General features: G+C 69.7%; 12 protein-coding genes and 2 pseudogenes. 5 read left to right on the forward strand and 9 right to left on the reverse strand.

Annotated features, from left to right (window positions below; genetic code table 11):
• From ACIDOCELLA78_RS000000105195 to hemC, 4 genes are all read right to left on the reverse strand, one after another.
• Positions 1–545 (reverse strand): heme biosynthesis HemY N-terminal domain-containing protein (locus ACIDOCELLA78_RS000000105195; RefSeq protein WP_283770832.1); only part of this gene is annotated, 545 nt, incomplete at its 3' end.
• Positions 545–1,498 carry a hypothetical protein gene (locus ACIDOCELLA78_RS000000105200; RefSeq protein ID WP_201728683.1) on the reverse strand — a complete coding sequence of 318 codons (954 nt, stop codon included), beginning with the start codon at positions 1,496–1,498 and terminating at the stop codon, positions 545–547. The genes ACIDOCELLA78_RS000000105200 and ACIDOCELLA78_RS000000105195, both read right to left, overlap by 1 nt.
• On the reverse strand, positions 1,495–2,208 hold the full coding sequence (locus tag ACIDOCELLA78_RS000000105205) for a uroporphyrinogen-III synthase (protein ID WP_201728684.1): 714 nt from the start codon (positions 2,206–2,208) through the stop codon (positions 1,495–1,497). Before ACIDOCELLA78_RS000000105205 ends, ACIDOCELLA78_RS000000105200 begins: the two co-directional genes overlap by 4 nt.
• On the reverse strand, positions 2,201–3,202 hold the full coding sequence (gene hemC / locus ACIDOCELLA78_RS000000105210; RefSeq protein ID WP_201728685.1) for a hydroxymethylbilane synthase: 1,002 nt from the start codon (positions 3,200–3,202) through the stop codon (positions 2,201–2,203). The genes ACIDOCELLA78_RS000000105205 and hemC overlap by 8 nt, the downstream gene beginning before the upstream one ends.
• Positions 3,203–3,225: 23 nt before the next feature.
• Between hemC and tsaD the strand changes: the two genes are divergently transcribed.
• Positions 3,226–4,317 (forward strand): tRNA (adenosine(37)-N6)-threonylcarbamoyltransferase complex transferase subunit TsaD, encoded by a 1,092-nt coding sequence (tsaD, locus tag ACIDOCELLA78_RS000000105215; RefSeq protein ID WP_201728686.1) that lies wholly within the window; start codon positions 3,226–3,228, stop codon positions 4,315–4,317.
• 7 nt (positions 4,318–4,324) lie between these two features.
• Here tsaD and ACIDOCELLA78_RS000000105220 read toward each other — a convergent pair.
• The 5 genes and pseudogenes from ACIDOCELLA78_RS000000105220 to ACIDOCELLA78_RS000000105240 form a co-directional block, all read right to left on the reverse strand.
• Positions 4,325–7,415 (reverse strand): annotated as a pseudogene (locus tag ACIDOCELLA78_RS000000105220) (efflux RND transporter permease subunit).
• A gap of 3 nt (positions 7,416–7,418) precedes the next feature.
• Positions 7,419–10,615 (reverse strand): annotated as a pseudogene (locus ACIDOCELLA78_RS000000105225) (efflux RND transporter permease subunit).
• Positions 10,612–11,772, reverse strand: a complete 1,161-nt coding sequence (locus ACIDOCELLA78_RS000000105230) for an efflux RND transporter periplasmic adaptor subunit (RefSeq protein ID WP_201728687.1) — start codon at positions 11,770–11,772, stop codon at positions 10,612–10,614. The pseudogene ACIDOCELLA78_RS000000105225 and the gene ACIDOCELLA78_RS000000105230 overlap by 4 nt, the downstream one beginning before the upstream one ends.
• A 2-nt stretch (positions 11,773–11,774) precedes the next feature.
• The gene (locus tag ACIDOCELLA78_RS000000105235; RefSeq protein WP_201728688.1) at positions 11,775–13,181 is read right to left on the reverse strand and encodes an efflux transporter outer membrane subunit; all 1,407 of its coding nucleotides are present in this window, start codon (positions 13,179–13,181) and stop codon (positions 11,775–11,777) included.
• A 131-nt stretch (positions 13,182–13,312) separates the two neighbouring features.
• Positions 13,313–13,867 carry a histidine phosphatase family protein gene (locus ACIDOCELLA78_RS000000105240; RefSeq protein ID WP_201728689.1) on the reverse strand — a complete coding sequence of 185 codons (555 nt, stop codon included), beginning with the start codon at positions 13,865–13,867 and terminating at the stop codon, positions 13,313–13,315.
• A 129-nt stretch (positions 13,868–13,996) separates the two neighbouring features.
• Between ACIDOCELLA78_RS000000105240 and ACIDOCELLA78_RS000000105245 the strand changes: the two genes are divergently transcribed.
• The 4 genes from ACIDOCELLA78_RS000000105245 to ACIDOCELLA78_RS000000105260 are packed head-to-tail and all read left to right on the forward strand — an operon-like array spanning position 13,997 to position 18,542.
• Entirely contained in the window at positions 13,997–14,662 is a 666-nt protein-coding gene (locus ACIDOCELLA78_RS000000105245; protein WP_201728690.1) for a Tim44/TimA family putative adaptor protein, read from the forward strand.
• Between the two features lie 15 nt (positions 14,663–14,677).
• Positions 14,678–15,865 carry a murein transglycosylase A gene (locus ACIDOCELLA78_RS000000105250; RefSeq protein ID WP_249675824.1) on the forward strand — a complete coding sequence of 396 codons (1,188 nt, stop codon included), beginning with the start codon at positions 14,678–14,680 and terminating at the stop codon, positions 15,863–15,865.
• Positions 15,862–16,653 carry a (Fe-S)-binding protein gene (locus tag ACIDOCELLA78_RS000000105255; RefSeq protein ID WP_201728692.1) on the forward strand — a complete coding sequence of 264 codons (792 nt, stop codon included), beginning with the start codon at positions 15,862–15,864 and terminating at the stop codon, positions 16,651–16,653. Before ACIDOCELLA78_RS000000105250 ends, ACIDOCELLA78_RS000000105255 begins: the two co-directional genes overlap by 4 nt.
• Complete coding sequence (locus ACIDOCELLA78_RS000000105260) at positions 16,650–18,542, forward strand: potassium transporter Kup (protein ID WP_201728693.1); 1,893 nt, start codon at positions 16,650–16,652, stop codon at positions 18,540–18,542. The genes ACIDOCELLA78_RS000000105255 and ACIDOCELLA78_RS000000105260 overlap by 4 nt, the downstream gene beginning before the upstream one ends.
• The last annotated feature ends 3 nt before the right edge of the window (positions 18,543–18,545 follow it).

An 18,545-nucleotide genomic window follows, 5' to 3' on the forward strand; every position in this document is an offset into this window, starting at 1 on the left:
GCCTTGCGCGCCCGCTCGGCGGCAAGTGCGAGCCCATCCTGATCGTCCTGCGGCAGCGGCCGCGCGCTCAGCAGGCCGCGCCAGCCGAGAAACCCCGCGTCGCCATGCTTGGCGAGGTCAGCGAAGAGCGCCTCCGCCGTCGTCGCATCACCGCTCTGCCGCGCCGTTTCGGCGCTCACGTAAAGCGGCAATGGCGCATCGGGCGCGTGGCGCCGCGCCGTTCGCGCATGGCCAGAAGCCGCGCCGATATCGCCGGCGGCGAGCGCGGCGAGTGCGCGCAGCGAGGCGGCGTCGGCGGCATCACGCCGCGCGCGTCCGCGTCTTGCCGCCACGCGCCGGGGCAGGCCGAGCGCACCGCGCAGCAGGCCCAGCGCCAGAATTGCCACGGCGACCAGAAGCGCCAGCAGCAGGATCGCCACCGGCGTCGACGCGCTGGCGGCATAGCTGCCGATCTCCACCGTAACCTGCCCCTGCAGGCTGGCGAGATACCAGGTGATGCCGAGCAGGACGATCGCCACAAGGCCGAAGCGGAAGGCGCGCAGCATCAGGCTTTCTCCGCCATCGCGGCCAGCGCCGCCCGTGCCGCGATCAACCCGGTCGCCTCATTCGTCCAGGGCTTCATGGCCGATGCGGCCTTGGGCGGCAGCTTCGCGAGGTCGTTCACCGCGGCGCCGAGATCGTCCCGCGCCAGCGCCGCGCGCGCCTTGCCGAGAATGCCCTCCGCCAGGCTGCCGACCAGCACCTTGTCGCCATGCCGCAAGGTCACGAGGCTTTCCACCCGCGCGGTCGCCTGCTGCCAGAAGCCGCCCTGCGCCGTCGCGTCGCCCGCTTCGCGCGCCGCCGCCACGGCATAGGTCGCAAAGCTCGCCTTCAGCCCGGCAAGCGTCGGCGGCTTCGCCGCGGCATAAACCGCAAGGGCCGCCGGCGCGCCGGGAATCTCGCCAAGCGGCAGACCGTTCTGCAGGTTCAGGCTGGCCTGCGCGATCAGGGCGAGGGTTTTCGCCTTCGTCACCAGCGCCGGCAGGTCGCCGCTCTGCTGGCGAAGCCGCGTCACCGCCGCATGATCGGCGAGGGTGGTGGTCGACAGCGCCGCGATGCTGGTTTCGATCCTGCCGATCCGTGCCGCGAGATCGGCGGGCAGGGCCGGGGCGGGTGCGGCGGGCGCCGGCTTGTCTGCCGCCGTGGCAACGCTGGCGAGTTTCTGCTCCAGCGCCGCGACGCGGTCGCGCAGCGCGCCGAGCCGGGTCGAGAGCTGGTCGATCCGGGCCGATTGTCCCGCCGCGCCGAGCTGGGCGCGGAACAGGAAGAGCTCGCCGCCCGCAAGCAACAGGATCGCGACCGCCACGAGGCCGATCGCCTTGCGCCGGTGCCGGGACGCGCCTGCCGCATCCGGTGTGGCAGCGGGTTCGGCGGCCTGCGGCTCGGGCGCCGGGGCTGGTGCCGGATCGGCGGTGGCGGAGGACTCGGGCGGGGTGTGATTCGGGTCGTGCTCGCTCATGGCAACAAGGGTAACATGTGATCCTGATCGGGCGAAACCGCGCTGCGGATCTCGCGAAACGGCAGGCGGGAGAGCGGGGCCGCCGCCGCCGGGCTGATCGCCACGGCAACCGCGCCGGCCAGCGCCCCGTCGAGCCCGGCCGCGGTGACGAGGGTTGCAAAACTGCGCGCGCTCGCGGGCGAAAATACCATCACCCGGTCGACGTCGCCGGCCTCCAGCGCCGCCCGCGCCGCCGCGTCGAGTTCCCGGGCCGGGCGCGAGCGATAGACCACGCGGCGCGTCACCCGGAAGCCGCGGCGGCGCAGGTCGGCGGCGAGATCCGTGCTGTGCCCCGCGCCGCAGGCCAGCAGCAGCCGCGCGCCGGACGCGAGCCGCGCGCCCACCAGCGCCGCGAGATCCCGCGCCGTTCCCGCGGCGCTGGCGACCGAGATGAACCCGGCGGCCCGCGCCCGCGCGGCGGTGGCATCGCCTACCGCGAAGAGCTTCACGGCGCGCAGGGCTGGCGGCAATCCCGGCAGCGCCTGGGCGCTGGCAACGACGATGGCGTCCATCACCGCCGGCAGCGCTGCCGGCAGCGCCTCGATCTCGAGACAGGGGGCGAGAACCGGAACATGCCCGGCCGCGCGCAGGGCGGCGGCGGTGGCGCTGCCGCCCGGTTCGGGGCGGGTCACCAATATGGTGAGCGGATCGGTTGCGCCCGTTTCAGTCAAGAAAGATGTCGGCCGGGCTGTCGCGCCGCAGCGAGGCGCCGAGTTCCGCCCCCAGCCGCACCGCGTCGGCGGCGTTCGCCACCTCGCTGCGCTTGAGCAGGAAGCTGCCATCCGGCCGCGCCGTGAGTCCGGTCAGATGCAGGTTGCCATCCGGCAGCAGCCGCGCATATCCGCCGATCGGCGTCCGGCAGGAGCCGTCGAGCGCGGCGAGCAGCGCACGCTCCGCCTTGGAAACCGCCTTCGCCTCGTGATTCTCGATCGCGGCGAGCAGCTCGGCGAGCCGCGTATCCGCGGCGCGAACGGTGATGCCAACGATTCCCTGGCAAGCGGCCGGCACCATCGCGTCCGGGTCGACCGCGGCACTGACTTCCTCCTCGAAGCCGAGACGCCGCAGCCCGGCGAGGGCGAGAAGCGTCGCATCGAACGTGCCGTTGCGCGCCGCATCCAGCCGGGTGCGGACATTGCCGCGCAGCAGGCCGATCTGCAGGTCGGGCCGGGCATGCAGCAGCTGCGCCTGCCGCCGCACCGACGAGGTGCCGACCCGCGCGCCCTTCGGCAGGCTCGCCCAGATGTCGCCCGCGTTCGCCGCGCCGAGCCCGTCGGCGAGGATCAGCGCATCCCGCGCGTCCTCGCGCTTCATCGTGCAGGCGAGGATGATGCCATCGGGCAGGGTGGTTTCCAGATCCTTCAGGCTGTGCACAGCGAAATCGATTCGTCCGTCCAGCAGCGCCTCGTGGATTTCCTTGGCGAACAACCCCTTGCCGCCGATCTCGGCGAGCGGGCGGTCGGTCACCCGGTCGCCCGTCGTGCTGATGATCTCGGGGGCGAAGGCGTCCGGCGCGAATCCGAGCGCGGGGCAGATCTCGCGCAGCGCGGCGAGGAACATGTCCGTCTGCCGGACGGCGAGCGGCGATCCGCGCGTGCCAACCCGCAGGGGCAGCCGGCGGCCGGAATGGGGGGCGACCTTGCCGCCCGACGAGCTTTCCTGGTGCATCTCCTCTGCTTAAAAGGAACGGGATGGAAAGAAAAGCCGCAAGTTTCGCGGGGTTCGGCCCCGACTCCCTGGTTCTCGGGATCGAAAGCTCGTGCGACGAGACTGCCTGCGCCGTGCTCGACGGCGCGGGGCGGATCCGCGCCGAATTCGTCGCCAGCCAGATCGCCGATCATGCCCCCTTCGGCGGCGTGGTGCCGGAAATCGCCGCCCGCGCGCACCTCGCCCTCTTGCCGGACATGGTCCGTCGCGCGCTGGCCGCATCCGGCGCCGCGCCGTCCGGCCTCGCCGCGATCGCTGCAACCGCCGGGCCCGGCCTGATCGGCGGCCTCATCGTCGGCGCCAACACCGCGCGCGGCATGGCGCTGGCCGCCGGCGTGCCCTTTCTTGCGGTCAATCATCTCGAAGCCCATGCGCTCACCGCGCGCCTGCCGGATGCGGGCGCCGCCGCGCCGGAGTTCCCCTATCTGCTGCTGCTCGTCTCCGGCGGGCACACCGCGCTGATCGCGGTCGAGGGGGTGGGGCGCTACCGCCGGCTCGGCACCACGCTTGACGATGCCGCTGGCGAAGCGTTCGACAAGGTGGCGAAACTTCTCGGCCTGCCCTATCCCGGAGGCCCCGCGCTGGAGCGCCTCGCCGCCGAGGGGCGGGATGGGCAGTTCAGCCTGCCGCGCCCCATGCTGGGCCGCCAGGGCTGCGACTTTTCCTTCTCCGGCCTCAAGACCGCCGTAGCCCAGCTCGTCGCCCGCCAGCCGGACGGCGGATTGCCGCATGATTTCGCCGCCGATCTCGCCCGCGCCTTCCAGAATGCGGTCGTCGCCGCCCTGGCCGACCGGCTGCGCCACGCCCTCGCCATGCTGCCGGGCGCGACGGCGGTCGTCGTCGCCGGCGGGGTCGCCGCCAACAAGGCGGTGCGCGCCGCGCTGGCCAGCGTCGCCGCCGAAGCCGGCCTGCCGCTCGCCGCGCCGCCGCTGCGCCTGTGCACCGACAATGCGGTCATGGTCGCCTGGGCGGCGATCGAGCGCCTGCGCGCAGGGCAGGGGGCCGACCCGCTCGCCGTGCGCTGCCGGCCGCGCTGGCCGCTCGAACAGGCGCGGGAGATGCAGATCGCCGGCTGATCATGCCTCATTCCGCCGGCATGGTCGCCAGCCGCCGCGCCCGGCGCCGGCCGAACCCGGTGACCGCGAGATAGATCACCGGCGTGGTGTAGAGCGTCAGCGCCTGGCAGACGATCAGCCCGCCGATCACCGCGATGCCCAGCGGCCGGCGCAACTGCTCGCCGGTGCCGACCGCGAAGGCCAGCGGCAGGGCGCCGAGGGCGGCGGCCAGCGTTGTCATCATGATCGGCCGGAAGCGTTCGAGGCAGGCGGCGCGGATCGCCTCGGCCGGCGTCATGCCGTGCGCGCGCTCGGCGTTCAGCGCGAAATCCACCAGCAGGATGCCGTTCTTCTTGACGATCCCCATCAGCAGGAAAATACCGATGATGCCGATGACCGAGAGCGGCGTGCCGGTGAGCAGCAGCGCCAGCAGCGCGCCGACGCCGGCGGAGGGCAGCGTCGAGAGGATCGTCAGCGGCTGCACCAGGCTCTCATAGAGCACGCCGAGCACGATATAGATCGCCACCAGCGCGGCGAGAATGAGCAGCGGCTCGGCGCTCAGCGATTGCAGGAAATAGCGCGCATTGCCGCCGAAGCTGATCTTCACCGCGGCCGGCAGCGGCAGCTCCGCGATCGCCTGTTTCACCGCCGCGATCGCCTGGCCGAGCGCGGCCCCTTGGCGACGTTGAAGCTGATCGTCCCTGCGGGCAGCCCGTCGAGATGGGTGACGGAGAGCGGTGCCGTCGCCCGCACCAGACGCGCGACGGCGGCGATCGGCACCGGCCCGCCGGTGCCGGCAACATAGACGTGCTGCAGATCCAAGGGTGAGCGATCGAGCCCCTCCGGCACTTTCAGGACCACGGAATACTGGTTCTGCGCCTCGTAGATCCGTGAAATCTGCCGTTGCGCGAAGGCGTTCTGCAAGGCGTCGTCGATCGCCGCGATCGAGACGCCGAGCCGCGCCGCCGCCTTGCGGTCGATCTCGACGGTGATCTGCGTCTGCGCCTTGTCCTGGTCGGTCGAGACATTGCCGATCTGCTTCAGCGTGCGCAGCTTGCGCTCGATCTCGGCGGTGACATCGGCCAGCCCCGCGAGCGAGGGATCGACGATCGAGAAACTGTATTCCCCGCCATTCGACTGGCCGCCGAAAAACAGGTCCTGCCCCACGAACATGGTCGTCGAGATGCCGGGAATTTGCGACAGCCGCGCCTGCAGCTGCGTCATTACCTGCTGCGCCGAGGCGCTGCGCTGCGACAGCGGCTTGAGCTGGATGAACATGTGGCCCCGGTTGGCGGTGGAAAATCCGTTGGCCACGCCGATCCGCGAGCTGACCGCCTCGACCGCCGGATTGGCGAGAATGGTCGCGACCACGCGCCCCTCCAGCCGCTTCATCCGCGAGAACGACACGTCGGACGGCGCGATCGTATGGCCGATGATCAGCCCCGAATCCTGCTCGGGAATGAACGCCTTGGGCACCTTGATGTAGAGAAACACGGTGAGCGCCACGGTGAGCGCGAAGCTCGCCAGCATCAGCCAGCGATGCGCGAGCGCCCAGTCGAGGCTGCTTGCATAGGCATCGAGGCTGCGGCGATAGAGCCGGTCGATCGCGCGGGCCGGCCGCGAATCCCGCCCCGCTTTCGGCGTCCGCCCCATGAACCGCCCGCAGATCATCGGCGTCACCGTCAGCGAGATCGCGCCCGAAATCAGGATCGCGATCGAAAGCGTTATCGCGAATTCGTAGAACAGGTCGCCGATGATGCCGCCCATCAGCGTCAGCGGCAGGAACACGACCACGAGCGATGCGGTGATCGAGACGACGGTGAAGCCGATCTGCCGCGCCCCCACCAGCGCGGCCTCGATGCCGCTCAGCCCCCGCTCGTGCTGGGTGACGATGTTCTCGATCATCACGATCGCATCGTCGACCACGAAGCCGACGCAGACGGTCAGCGCGAGCAGCGAGAAATTGTCGAGCGTGAAGCCGAGCGCCCACATCGCCGCCACGGTTCCGGCCAGCGAGAGCGGCACGGTGATGCCGGCGGCGATCGTCGGGGTCAGCCGGCGCATGAACAGCGTCACCACCACCAGCACCAGCAGAATGGTGATGAGCAGCGTGATCTGGATGTCGGCGACACTGGCGCGGATCGTCGTCGTGCGGTCGTTCAGGATCGAGAGCTTCACCGAGGGCGGCAGCCAGGTGCGGATGTCCGGCAGCAGTTTCCGGATCCCCTCCACCGTGCGGATGATATTCGCATCGGCGGTCTTGGTGATCTCGATGGTGATCGCCGGCCTGCCATTCGCCGTTGCGGAAAGCTGGGTATTGGCGACCCCATCGATGACCGAGGCGACATCTGACAGGCGCAGCAGCGCGCCGGATGCCGATTTCAGCACGATGTCGCGATATTGCGCGGCGGCCGAGATCTGGCCGTTGGCCACCAGCGTCCAGGCCCGGTGCGGCCCCTCGATGACGCCGAGCGGTTGCGTGGCATTGGCGCTGCGCACCGCGTTGTAGACATCGGCGCCGGTCAGCCCGGCGGCGGCGAGCGCCTGCGGATGCAGCCGGATCCGCACCGCCGGCGACCCGCCGCCATAAATGCCGACCTGCGCCACCCCGGCACCTGCGCCAGCCGCTGGTCCAGCACCGTGTCGGCAACGTTGTAGATCTGCCCGAGGCTCATCGTCTCCGAGGTGAGCGCGAGCGTCATCACCGGGCGCGAGGCCGGGTTGAATTCCTTGTAATAGGGCCGCCGCGGCATCGAGGAGGGCAGGTTGGGCAGGGCGGCGTTGATCGCGGCCTGCACCGCATGGGCATAGACGCTGATATCCGGTCCCGGATTGAACAGCACCACCACCGATGTCGACCCCACCGAGTTCTGCGAGCGGATGTCGTTCAGCCCCGGAATCGTGCCGAGCGCGTGTTCCAGCGGTGCCGCGACGGTGCTCGCCATCACCGCCGGCGAGGCCCCCGGGTCGGAGGCGAAAACGACGATGGCCGGAATCGGAATGCTCGGCACCGGTGCCACCGGCAGCCTCAGATAGGACAGGATACCCGCGATCAGGATGCCGAGGGCGAGCAGCGTCGTGCCGATCGGCCGCCGGATGAAGACCGAGGAGACGTTCACCGCCTAGTCCGCCGGGCCGGGTTGCGCCGCTGGCGCTTCCCGCCGCGCCGGCCGCAGCCGGTCCATCGCGAGATAGATCACCGGGGTGGTGAACAGTGTGAGCAACTGGCTGACCAGCAACCCGCCGATGATGGTGATGCCGAGCGGCGCGCGCAGCTCCGCCCCTGCGCCGCCCTCCAGCACCAGCGGCACCGCGCCGAGCAGGGCCGCCATCGTCGTCATCATGATCGGGCGGAACCGCAGGATCGCCGCCTCGGTGATCGCCGCCTCCGGGCTCACCCCCCGCGTGCGCTCGGCCTCGATCGCGAAATCGACCATGATGATGCCGTTCTTCTTCACGATGCCCATCAGCAGCACGATGCCGACCAGCGCCACCAGGGTGAAATCGGCGCCGAACAGCATCAGCGCGAGCAGCGCGCCGATCCCGGCCGAGGGCAGGGTGGACAGGATCGTCACCGGATGGATCGTGCTTTCATAAAGCACGCCGAGCACGATGTAGATGACGAGCAGCGCCGCGAAAATCAGCCACGGCTCCTGCGCGAGCGAGGTCTCGAACGCGGCCGCCGCCCCCGAAAACTGGCCGCTCACCGTATCCGGCACGCCGAGGTTCCGCTCCGCCCGGCCGATCGCCGCCTCGGCCGTGCCGAGCGACGCGCCCTTCGCGAGGTTGAAGCTGAGCGTGACCGAGGGGAACTGGTCTTCCCTTGTGATCGCGAGCGGGCCGTAGCGCTGGTCGATCTTCGCCACCTCCAGCAGCGGCACCTCGCCGGCAACGCTCGTGCCGGCGCTGCCGGCAGCCCCCGTGGTCGTGGTGCCGGTTCCGCTCACCGACCCGCCGGGGCCGAGCGACGCGGTCGATGTGCTGGTCGAAAGGCTGCCGGTCGGCACGTAAAGGCTGGCCAGCGCCTGCGGCGAGCGCGCATAGGCGGGATCGACCCCGAGCACGACGCGATATTGCGCGTTCTGCTCATAGATCGTGCTGACCTGTCGCTGGCCGTACGCGTCGTAGAGCGTCGCCTCGATCGTCGCCATCGAAATGCCGAGCCGCGCCGCCGCGGTCCGGTTGACGTCGATATAGGTCTCCAGCCCCTCGTTCTGCTGGTTGCTCGCAAGATCGGTGAGCTGCGGCAGCGCGGCGAGGGCGGCGCGGATCTTCGGCGCCCAGGCGTCAAGCTCCGCCTGGTCGGCATCGGTGAGCGTGTATTGATATTGCGTGGGCGAGACCCGCGAGGTGAGCGTGATGTCCTGCACCGGCTGCATGTAGGCGTGCAGCCCCGCAATCCCGGCAAGCCGCGCCTGCAAGCGTGCCATCACCGCGCCGATCGCGGCGCGCTGGCCGATCGGCTTGAGCGTGATGCCGAGCCGGCCGGTATTCGGCGTCGGATTGGCCAGGCCGGAGCCGAGCAGCGAGGTGACGCCGGAGACCGCCGGATCGGCGCGGATCGCGCGGATCGCGCGGTCCTGCAGCCGGGTCATCGCGGCGAGCGAAATGCTCTGCGCCCCCTCGGTCACGGCGACGATCGCGCCGGTATCCTCCTGCGGCAGCAAGGCCTTGGGAATGATCGCGAACAGGATGCCGGTCGCCACCACCGTCACCCCGAACGTCGCGAGCATCAGCCGCTGGTGACGCAGGCTCCACGCGAGGCCGGCGCGGTAGCGCTCCCGCAGCCCCGCCAGCGCCGCCTCCGCCGCGCGCGCGATCCGCCCCGGCTGCGAGGCCTCGGCGCCGCGCAGCAGCCGCGCGCTCATCATCGGCGTCAGCGTGAGTGACACCACCGCCGAAATCACCACCGCGATCGACAGCGTCACCGCGAATTCCGAGAACAGCCGGCCGATCACCCCGGGCATGAACAGCAGCGGAATGAACACGGCAACCAGCGACACGGTGAGCGAGACGATGGTGAAGCCGATCTGCGCGCTGCCGAGATAGGCGGCCCGCAGCGGCGATTCCCCCTGCTCGATGAAGCGGACGATGTTCTCGATCATCACGATCGCGTCGTCGACCACGAAGCCCGAGGCCACGGTGAGCGCCATCAGCGAAAGATTGTCGAGCTGGAAGCCAAGCTCGTTCATCACCGCGAAGGTCGCGATGATCGAGAGCGGCAGCGCCACCGCCGGCACCAGCACCGCGCGCGGATTGGGCAGGAACAGGAAGATCACCAGCACCACGAGCAGCGCTGCGGTGATCAGCGTGATCTGCACATCGCGCACCGAGGCGCGGATCGTCCCCGTCCGGTCGGCGGCGATCTTCACATCGATCCCCGGCGGCATCGCCGCGCGCAGCCCCGCCAGCGCCGCCCGCACATCCGCCACCGTGCTGACGATGTTCGCCCCGGCTGACGCTGGATGTCGATCACCACCGCCGGCGTGCCGTCATAGCTGGCGCTTTGCAGGTCGTTCTCGAGGCCCGAGCCGACCGTCCCCACCGCCGCAAGCCGCACCGGCGCGCCCTTGCGATAGGCGATGATCAGGCCGCGATACTGCGCCGGCACCGTGATCTGGTCGTTGGCGCCGATCGTGTAGGCCTGATTGTGCCCATCCAGCGCGCCCTTGGCGCCGGACTGGTTGGCATTGGCGATGGCGTTGCGCACATCCTCGAGCGACACGCCATAGGCGGCGAGCCGGGCGGGGTTCACGTCGATGCGGATCGCCCTGGTCAGCCCGCCCTCGACCGTCACCTTGCCCACGCCCTTCACCTGCGAGAGCTTGGGCACCAGGCGGGTCTGCGCCGCATCGGCAATCGCATCGAGCGGCAGCGTGCGCGAGGTCAGCGCCAGCGTCAGGATCGGCGCGTCCGCCGGGTTCACCTCGGAATAGGTCGGCGGATATTGCAGGTTCGGCGGCAGTGTGCCCGAGGCGGCGTTGATCGCGGCCTGCACGTCCTGCGCCGCCGTTGTCATCGGCATCGAAAGGTCGAAGCGCAGCGTGATCGCGCTGGTCCCCTGGCTCGAGATCGAGCTCATCGCCGCCAGCCCGGCGATCTGCCCGAACTGCCGCTCCAGCGGTGCGGTCAGCAGTTTCGACGCGGTGTCCGGCGAGGCGCCGGGAAGTTTCGTGACCACCTGGATGGTCGGAAAATCCACCTGCGGCAGCGAGGAGACCGGCAGCGCCCGATACCCCAGCGCGCCGATCAGCAACAACGCGATCGCGAGCAGCGACGTCGCGACCGGCCGGGCGATGAACGGGGCGGAAATGTTCACGGCTTGCCGGCGGTATCCGTGACGATCTTGATCGCCGATCCGCCCTTGAGGCGCGAATTGCCCTCGGTCACCACCTCGTCACCGGGGGCCAGTCCGCTGGTGATGACGACATCGCTCGCCGTCTGCACGCCCAGCGTCACCGTCCGGTCCACCACGGTGAAGGCGCCGCCGGGTTTGGCCGGATGTTTCACGAGAAACACGAAGCTGCCCCCGGGCCCCTGCTGCACCGCGACCGGCGGCACCGTCACCGCATCGCCGATCGTCCGCACCAGCGTGCGGACATTCACATAAGCGCCCGGCCAGAGCGTGAGATCGGGATTGGCGAACGTGCCCTTGAGCGTCAGCGTGCCGGTGCTGGCGTTCACCGTGTTGTCGAGCACGGCGAGGGTGCCGCGGTCGAGCACCTTCGCGGTCTGCGGGTCGCCTTCCTCGGTCGCGAGCAGGTCGACCTTGCCGCGCTTCATCGCGCCGACGATCTGCGGCAGGTCCTGCTGCGGCAGGCTGAACTGCACCGAGATCGGCTGCAGCGTGTTGATCACCACGATGCCGCCGGTCGTGTTGGGGCCGACGATGTTGCCGGCATTCACCTGGAGGATTCCGGTGCGCCCGGAAATCGGCGCGGTGATCCGCGTGTAGCCGAGATTGATCCGGTCGGTCTCGATGCTGGCCTCGTCCTGCTTGACCAGCGCGCGGTCCTCGGCGGCGGTGGCAAGCGCCGTCGCCGCCTGCAGTTTCGAGGTGTAGTTCTGTCTGACCAGCGAAGCGTATTGCCGCGCCTGCTGTTCCGCGTTGGCCAGGCTCGCCTTGTCCTGCGCGAGCTTCGCCTCCGCCTGGTCGAGGGACGCGCGATAGGGTGCGGGGTCGATCTCCGCCAGCACGTCACCTGTCTTCACGAACTGGCCCGGGGTGAACAGGATGCGGGTGAGCGGGCCGGTGATCATCGGCTGCACCGTCACCGTGTGATAGGCGACGACGGTGCCGAGCGCGTCGAGATATACCGGCACGTTCTGCCGTGTCGCCTTGGCCACCTTCACCGGGATCGCGGTCGCGGCAAAGCGGCGCTGAGGTTTCGCCCGGTGCGCGAGCCGATACGCCACCGCGCCGGCCAGGGCGAGCGCCACCAGTCCGAAAATGATCCGTCCGCGCCGTTTCGCCATCGTCAGTGATCCTTGCCGGCACCGGCCGTCCAGCCGCCGCCCATCGCCTTGTAAAGATTGACCGCGGCATCGAGCCGGGTCAGCCGCGCCGTCACCAGCGTCGTCTCGTCCGACAGCAGGGTCTGCTCGGCGTTCAGCACCGTCCCGATATCGACCACGCCGGCCCTGAGCTGCGCCTGAGCGCCGTCCAGCGCCGCGCGGGCGCGGGCGACGGCGACAAGCTGCAACGCTTCCTGCGCGGTCGCGTAGCGCAGCGCCGTCATCGCGGTCTCGACATCGGTGAACGCCTGCACCACCGCCTGCTCGTATTTCGCGACATCTTCCCGATAGGTCGCCCGGCTCACCCGCAACTGTCCGCTCAGCGCGCCGCCCTCGAAAATCGGCTGGGCGATCGAGGTGGCCGCCGAAATCAGCGTCGAGCCGGGGGCGAAAAGCAGGTTCAGCGCCTTGCTCTGCCAGCCGCCCGAGCCGGTCAGCGTGATCGACGGAAAGAACGCGGCGATCGCGCCGCGGACATTGGCATTGGCGGCGATCAGCGTGGCCTCCGCCGCCGCGATGTCAGGCCGCCGCGTCAGCAGGCCCGCCGGCAGCCCCGGCGCCAGTGCCGGGACGCGCAGCGCGCCGAGCGAGCCGCCATGGACGCGGAGGAATTCTGGCGCCTGCCCGGTGAGAATCCCAAGGCCGATCGCTTCCTGGCGCAGCTGCGAGACGAGGTTGGGAATGTTCGCCCGCTCGGATGCGACCAGCGCGGCCTGCTGCGCCACGCTCGGCGCATCGACGATGCCGGCCTTCAATTCCGCCCGTAGCTGCGCCAGCAGCCCCTCGGCGGCCTTGAGGTTGCGCTGGGCGATGCCAAGCTGGTCCTCATACGCCAGCACCTGGAAATAGACGGTGGCGACCGACGCCTCGGCGGTCAGCGCCACCGTCGCCGCGTTGAATGCCGCCGCCGCCGCGTTCGCCTGCGCCGCGCGCAGCGCGTCATCGTTCCTGCCCCAGAAATCGAGCTGGTAGGAGGCCTGGAAGGTCGCGGTGAAGCTGCGCGTATCCACCGTCCGCAGCCCGGCCTGGGTGCTCGTCTGCGCCTGCTGAAACGATCCGTTGCCGCTGGCCGTGATCGCCGGCAGCAGCGGCGCGCCGGCGATCTGCGCCTGCGCGTTGGCAGCCTCGAGCTGGTCGATCGCCTCGATTACGGTGAAGTTATGCGCCTTCGCCGCCGCCACCAGCCGGTCGAGTTCCGGGGAACCGAACTGGCGCCACCATCCCGGTTTCGGCCAGGCCGGTTTGGCCTCCGCCGCCGCGGCGAACCGGGCCGGAACCGGGGTTTTCGGCGGGTGAAACGCCGGGCCGACGGCGCACCCGGCAAGACCCAGCGGCAGCAGGGCGGCTGAGGCGAGGCGAAACAGCCTCATGCGGCAGCCTCCGATCGTCCCGTCACGCGCCCGCCGCCTTTCCGCGCCCGCCTTGGCGCATGAATGTTTGTTCGACGGCAGAAATCTGGATGTCCAGCGCACGTTTCAAGATCTCCGGCGCCGGTCCGCGGTCAGGGGCGCCAGGTCAGCGACGACGGCGGCGGCGAGGCGGGATCATACTCGATCCACGTTCCATTGGTCAGTGACTGTCCGGTCAGTGCGAGGATGAAGGCCCAATGGCTGACCACGATGGTCTGCCGCCAGTCCGGCCGCGCCGCCATCGCCGCGCGGAAGCGGTTGGCGCGTTCGATCACGGCGGCTTCGGATTCCGTCCGCTCCGGCCACCAGCGCGGCGGCAGATGGGTGAAGTCGTGATCCGGAAACCGCGCGGCGAGGCGATCCGGCGGGCTGCCCACATCGCAGGTGAAGTGGAACCGCTCGCGGATATCCGGCGAGATCACCACATCGAGGCGGCGTTGCGCGAGCATCGGCGCCGCCGTCTGCAAGGCGCGCGTGTAAGGCGAGACGATGAGCCGCCGCAGTGGGCGTGCCGCCAGCTCCGCGGCGGCGGCGGCGGCCTGCGCGTGCCCCTGCTCCGTCAGGCCGGGATCCTCGATTCCCGGGTCCTGCCGCGTTGCCGTGAAGTGGAGGTTGAACTCGCTCTGGCCGTGACGAAGCAGAATCATGGTGCTGTCGATAGCCCGAGCCGGCGGCTTCGGCAAACCGCCGCGCTCTGCCTCGCGGTTGCGGGCGCGGCGCGCTCGGCCTATCACGAGGGGAGGGGCCCGCCCGCATAAACAGGTGTCGTTGTCGTCATGCATACCGGATTTCCCGTTGATATCGTTCTTCTCGCGCTGGTCGCGGGCTTCCTCGCGCTGCGCCTGCGCAGCGTGCTGGGCCGCCGCACCGGCTTCGAGCGGCCGCCGATGGCCGAGCCCCCCGCCGGCGGCGCGGCGCGTCAGTCCGGGCCGCCGGTCATCGACGGCGTCGCCGAGCCGCCCCGCCCCGCGCGTCCGCTGCCAGCGCCGCATACGGTCGTCGGCCAGGCTCTCGCCCGCATCGCCGAGGCGGAGCGGGGTTTCGATCCGCCTCGCTTTCTCGAAATGGCCGAGGCCAGTTTCCGCCGCATCGTGCTCGCCTTCGCCGCCGGCAATGTCGCCGTGCTGCGATCGCTGCTGACGCCGTCCGTGCTGGCCACGTTCGAGCAGGCGATCGACGCGCGCAACGCGGCCGGCGAAACCCAGCACACCGAAATTCTCCGCCTCGTCGAGACCACGATCGACGAGGCCGACACCATCGGCGGCGAGGCGGTCATCGTCGTTCGCTTCGTCTCCGACCAGCAGAACTACACGCGTGACGGCCAGGGCCAGGTGATCGCCGGCACCGAGTCGATGACCGAGATCGTGGATCTCTGGACCTTCGAGAAGCAGCTCGGCGCCGCCGACCCGACATGGCGGCTCGCCGCGGCGCGTAGCGGCTGAGCCATGCGCGCCATCATGTCGCGTCATGCCCCGGCGTGCCTCGCCGCCCTCCTCCTGCTCGCCGGTTGCGCCCTGCCGCGCCCCGGCGGACCCGATACCGCCGCCGGGGGCCTGTCCCGTGTCGCCTACAGCGCGCTGCCGGGCTGGAACGTGGATGAAGCTGTCGCCGGCCTGCCGGCGTTCCAGCGTTCCTGCAAGGTGATCTCGGTCATGCCGGTCGACCAGGCGCTGGGCGGCGCCGGCCTCGCCGACACGCTCGGCGGCAAGGCCGGTGACTGGCGCGACGCCTGCGCCGCCGCCAAGTCGGTGCCGCCGGATGACGCGGCGGCGGCGCAGAGCTTCTTCCAGACCTGGCTCGTGCCCTATGCCGCCACAGGCGCCACCCGCGTCACCGGCTATTACGAGCCGGTCTATCCCGGTTCGGAAATCCGCGAACGCGGCTATGTCGTGCCGATCTATGCCCGCCCGCGCGACCTGGTCGACGCCAATCTCGCCGCCTTCCGCGACACGACGGGCAAGCGGCGCATCGTCGGCCGGCTGCGTTACGGCACCATGGTTCCCTATTACAGCCGCGCCGAGATCGAGGGCGGCGCGATTCGCCGCCTTGCCAAGGTCGTGGCCTGGGTGAAGAATCCGGTGGATGCCTACATGATCCAGCTCCAGGGCGCGGCCCGGCTGCGCCTGCCCGATGGCACGCTGATCGATCTCGGGTTCGACGGCACCAATGGCCGCGTCTACACGCCGATCGGCAAGCTGATGGTCGAGAAGGGATATCTCAAGCCGGACCAGGTCTCGATCGCCTCGATCCGCGCCTGGCTGCTCGCCCATCCCACCGCCGCGCGCGGATTGATGGACGCCAACAAGAACTACGTGTTCTTCAAGCGCATAAGCGGCGTGCCGGATGGTCTCGGCACGCCGGGCGCGCTGGGCGTGCCGCTGGCACCGCAAGGCTCGGCCGCGGTCGACGCGAAGACGATCCCGCTCGGCGCGCCCGTCTTTATCGCCACCAAGACCCTCGCGCGCCTGACCACGGCGCAGGATGTCGATGTCGGCGCCCACGGCACCTCGGCGCTGCAAGTCTTCTTCGGTCTCGGCAGCGAGGCCGCGGCGCGGGCGAGCGCCGAGGCCGAAACCGGCCGCATCTTCGTCTTCCTGCCCCGGCAGGCCGCCACATCGTCATCCGCCAAGGGAGCGTCCTCATGAGTGAAGCCGCCGCGGCGCGCCCGCGCGTCGCCCTGTTCGTCACCTGCCTCGCCGATCTCTACCGGCCGAGCGTCGGCTTCGCCGCCATCCGCCTGCTCGAGGCGGCCGGCTGCACGGTCGAGGTGCCACGGGCGCAGACCTGCTGCGGCCAGCCCGCCTACAATTCGGGCGATCATGAAACCGCCCGCGCCCTGGCCGAGGGCCTGCTCACCGCGCTCGCCGGCTACGACTATGTCGTCGCCCCCTCCGGCTCCTGCGCCGGCATGCTTCGCAAGCACATGCCCGGCCTGTTCGAGGCTGACCCCGACCTGCGCTTCAGGGCCGACGCCATCGCGGCGAAAACCTTCGAACTCACCAGCTTCCTGGTCGACGTGATGGGCTTCTCCGGCCTCGATGTCGCCCTTCCCCAGCGCGCCACCTATCACGATTCCTGCGCCGGTCTGCGCGAACTCGGCGTCAAGGAGCAGCCGCGCGCGCTGCTCTCCCGCGTCGAGGGACTTGAACTCGTCGAGATGGACACGCCCGAGGTCTGCTGCGGCTTCGGCGGCACGTTCTGCGTCAAGCACCCCGACATCTCGGCCCGCATGGTCTCCGACAAGACGGCCGATATCGCCTCCACCGGTGCGGACCTGCTGCTCGCCGGCGATCTCGGCTGCCTGCTGAACATGGCCGGCCGGCTGACCCGCGAGGGCAAGCCCGTCGCCGTGCGCCATGTCGCCGAGGTGCTCGCCGGCATGACCGGCGAGGTGCCGCCGATCGGTCGCGGCCGGGACGGGAGCGCCGCTTGAGCGAAACCGCCGCGCCGCACGGCTCTCCCGGCGAGAAGCTCCGTCTCGCCGGCCTGATCGGCGTGCTCGGTGTCGTCTATGGCGATATCGGCACCTCGCCGCTCTACGCGGTGCAGGCCTCGCTATCATATTTCCCGGGCAACAAACTTCAGGAATCCGACGTCCTCGGTCTGCTCTCGCTCATCTTCTGGGCGTTGGTCATAACCGTCACCATCAAATATGTCCTGCTGATCATGCGCGCCGACAACGAGGGTGAGGGCGGCACGCTCTCGCTGATGGCGCTCGCCCAGCGCGTCACCCAATCCGGCCGGACGAAATGGATCATCGGCATCATCGGCATCTGCGGTGCCGGCCTGTTCTTCGGCGATGCGACAATCACCCCGGCCATCTCGGTGCTTTCCGCCGTCGAGGGCATGGAGGTGGTTTCCCCGGGGCTCAAGGAATTCGTGCTTCCGATCGCCATCGCGGTCATTCTTGTGCTGTTTTTCGTCCAGCGGTTCGGCACGGCGCGGGTGGGCGGAGCGTTCGGCCCGATCATGGTGATCTGGTTCGTGGTGATCGGCGCGCTTGGTCTTCACCAGATCTTCATTCACCCGAATGTTTTGCGCGCGCTGGTTCCTGTCTACGGCGCCGCGTTCATCATGCGGCACGATCTTCTCGCCTTCGTTGCGCTCGGCTCGGTCGTCCTTGCGGTGACGGGCGCGGAAGCCCTCTACGCCGACATGGGGCATTTCGGCGCGAAGCCGATCCGCGTGTCCTGGCTGTTCTTCGTCCTGCCCTGCCTTCTGCTCAACTATTTCGGCCAGGGAGCGCTCGTCATCCGCGAACCGCACGCCGCGAGCAACCCGTTCTTCTTTCTGCTGCCGCATGCTCTGGTGGTGCCGATGGTCATATTGGCGACCGTCGCGACAGTGATCGCCAGTCAAGCCGTGATCTCCGGCGCCTATTCGGTTGCCCGGCAGAGCACCCAGCTCGGCCTGCTCCCGCGCATGCCGATCCGCTACACCAACGAGACCGAGCAGGGGCAGATCTATGTCCCGCCGGTCAACAGCTTCCTGCTCGTCATCGTCGTGCTGCTGGTGCTCGGCTTCCGCTCCTCCGCCGCGCTGGCCTCGGCCTACGGCATCGCCGTCACCGGCACCTTCCTGTCGACGAACGCGCTGGCCGCCTTCGTTTATTTCCGCCACTTCAACTGGCCGCTCCGCCGCACCGTGCTGGTCTTCGGCGCGATCGGGCTGGTCGATTTCGCCTTCTTCAGCTCCAACGTGCTGAAAGTGTTCGAGGGCGGCTGGGTGCCGCTGGCCATCGGCTTCAGCCTCATCACCATCATGACCACCTGGCGCCGCGGCCGCGCCCTGCTGCACCAGCGCTGGCAGCAGGACAGCCTGCCGCTCGCCTCCTTTCTCGGCCGGCTGCCGCAATCGCGCATCGTCCGGGTTCCCGGCGTCGCGGTCTTCCTGACCGGCAATCCCGAATACACGCCGTCGTCGCTGCTGCATAACCTCAAGCATAACAAGGTGCTGCACGAAACCGTGGTGTTCGTGACCGTGCGCAATCCCGGCGTTCCCTTCGTGGGCGATGCGCGGCGCGCCAAGATCGAGGAACTCTCCGAGGGGGTCTATCGCGTGCTGCTCTCCTTCGGGTTCATGGAAAGCCCCAACATCCCCCGCGCGCTCGACCTGCTGCGCGAGCGGGGCCTGCCCTTCAGCCCGATGCAGATCAGCTATTTCCTCGGCCGCGAAACCATCGTCGCCGCCACCGTCCCCAAGCTCGGCTTCATCCGCCGCGCGATCTTCCTGTTCATGCTGCGCAACGCGATCTCGGCCACCGAATTCTTCAAGATCCCGTCCGACCGCGTCGTGGAACTCGGCGTGCGGATCGCCATCTGAGGG

It is taken from the genome of Acidocella sp. C78 (assembly GCF_907164655.1).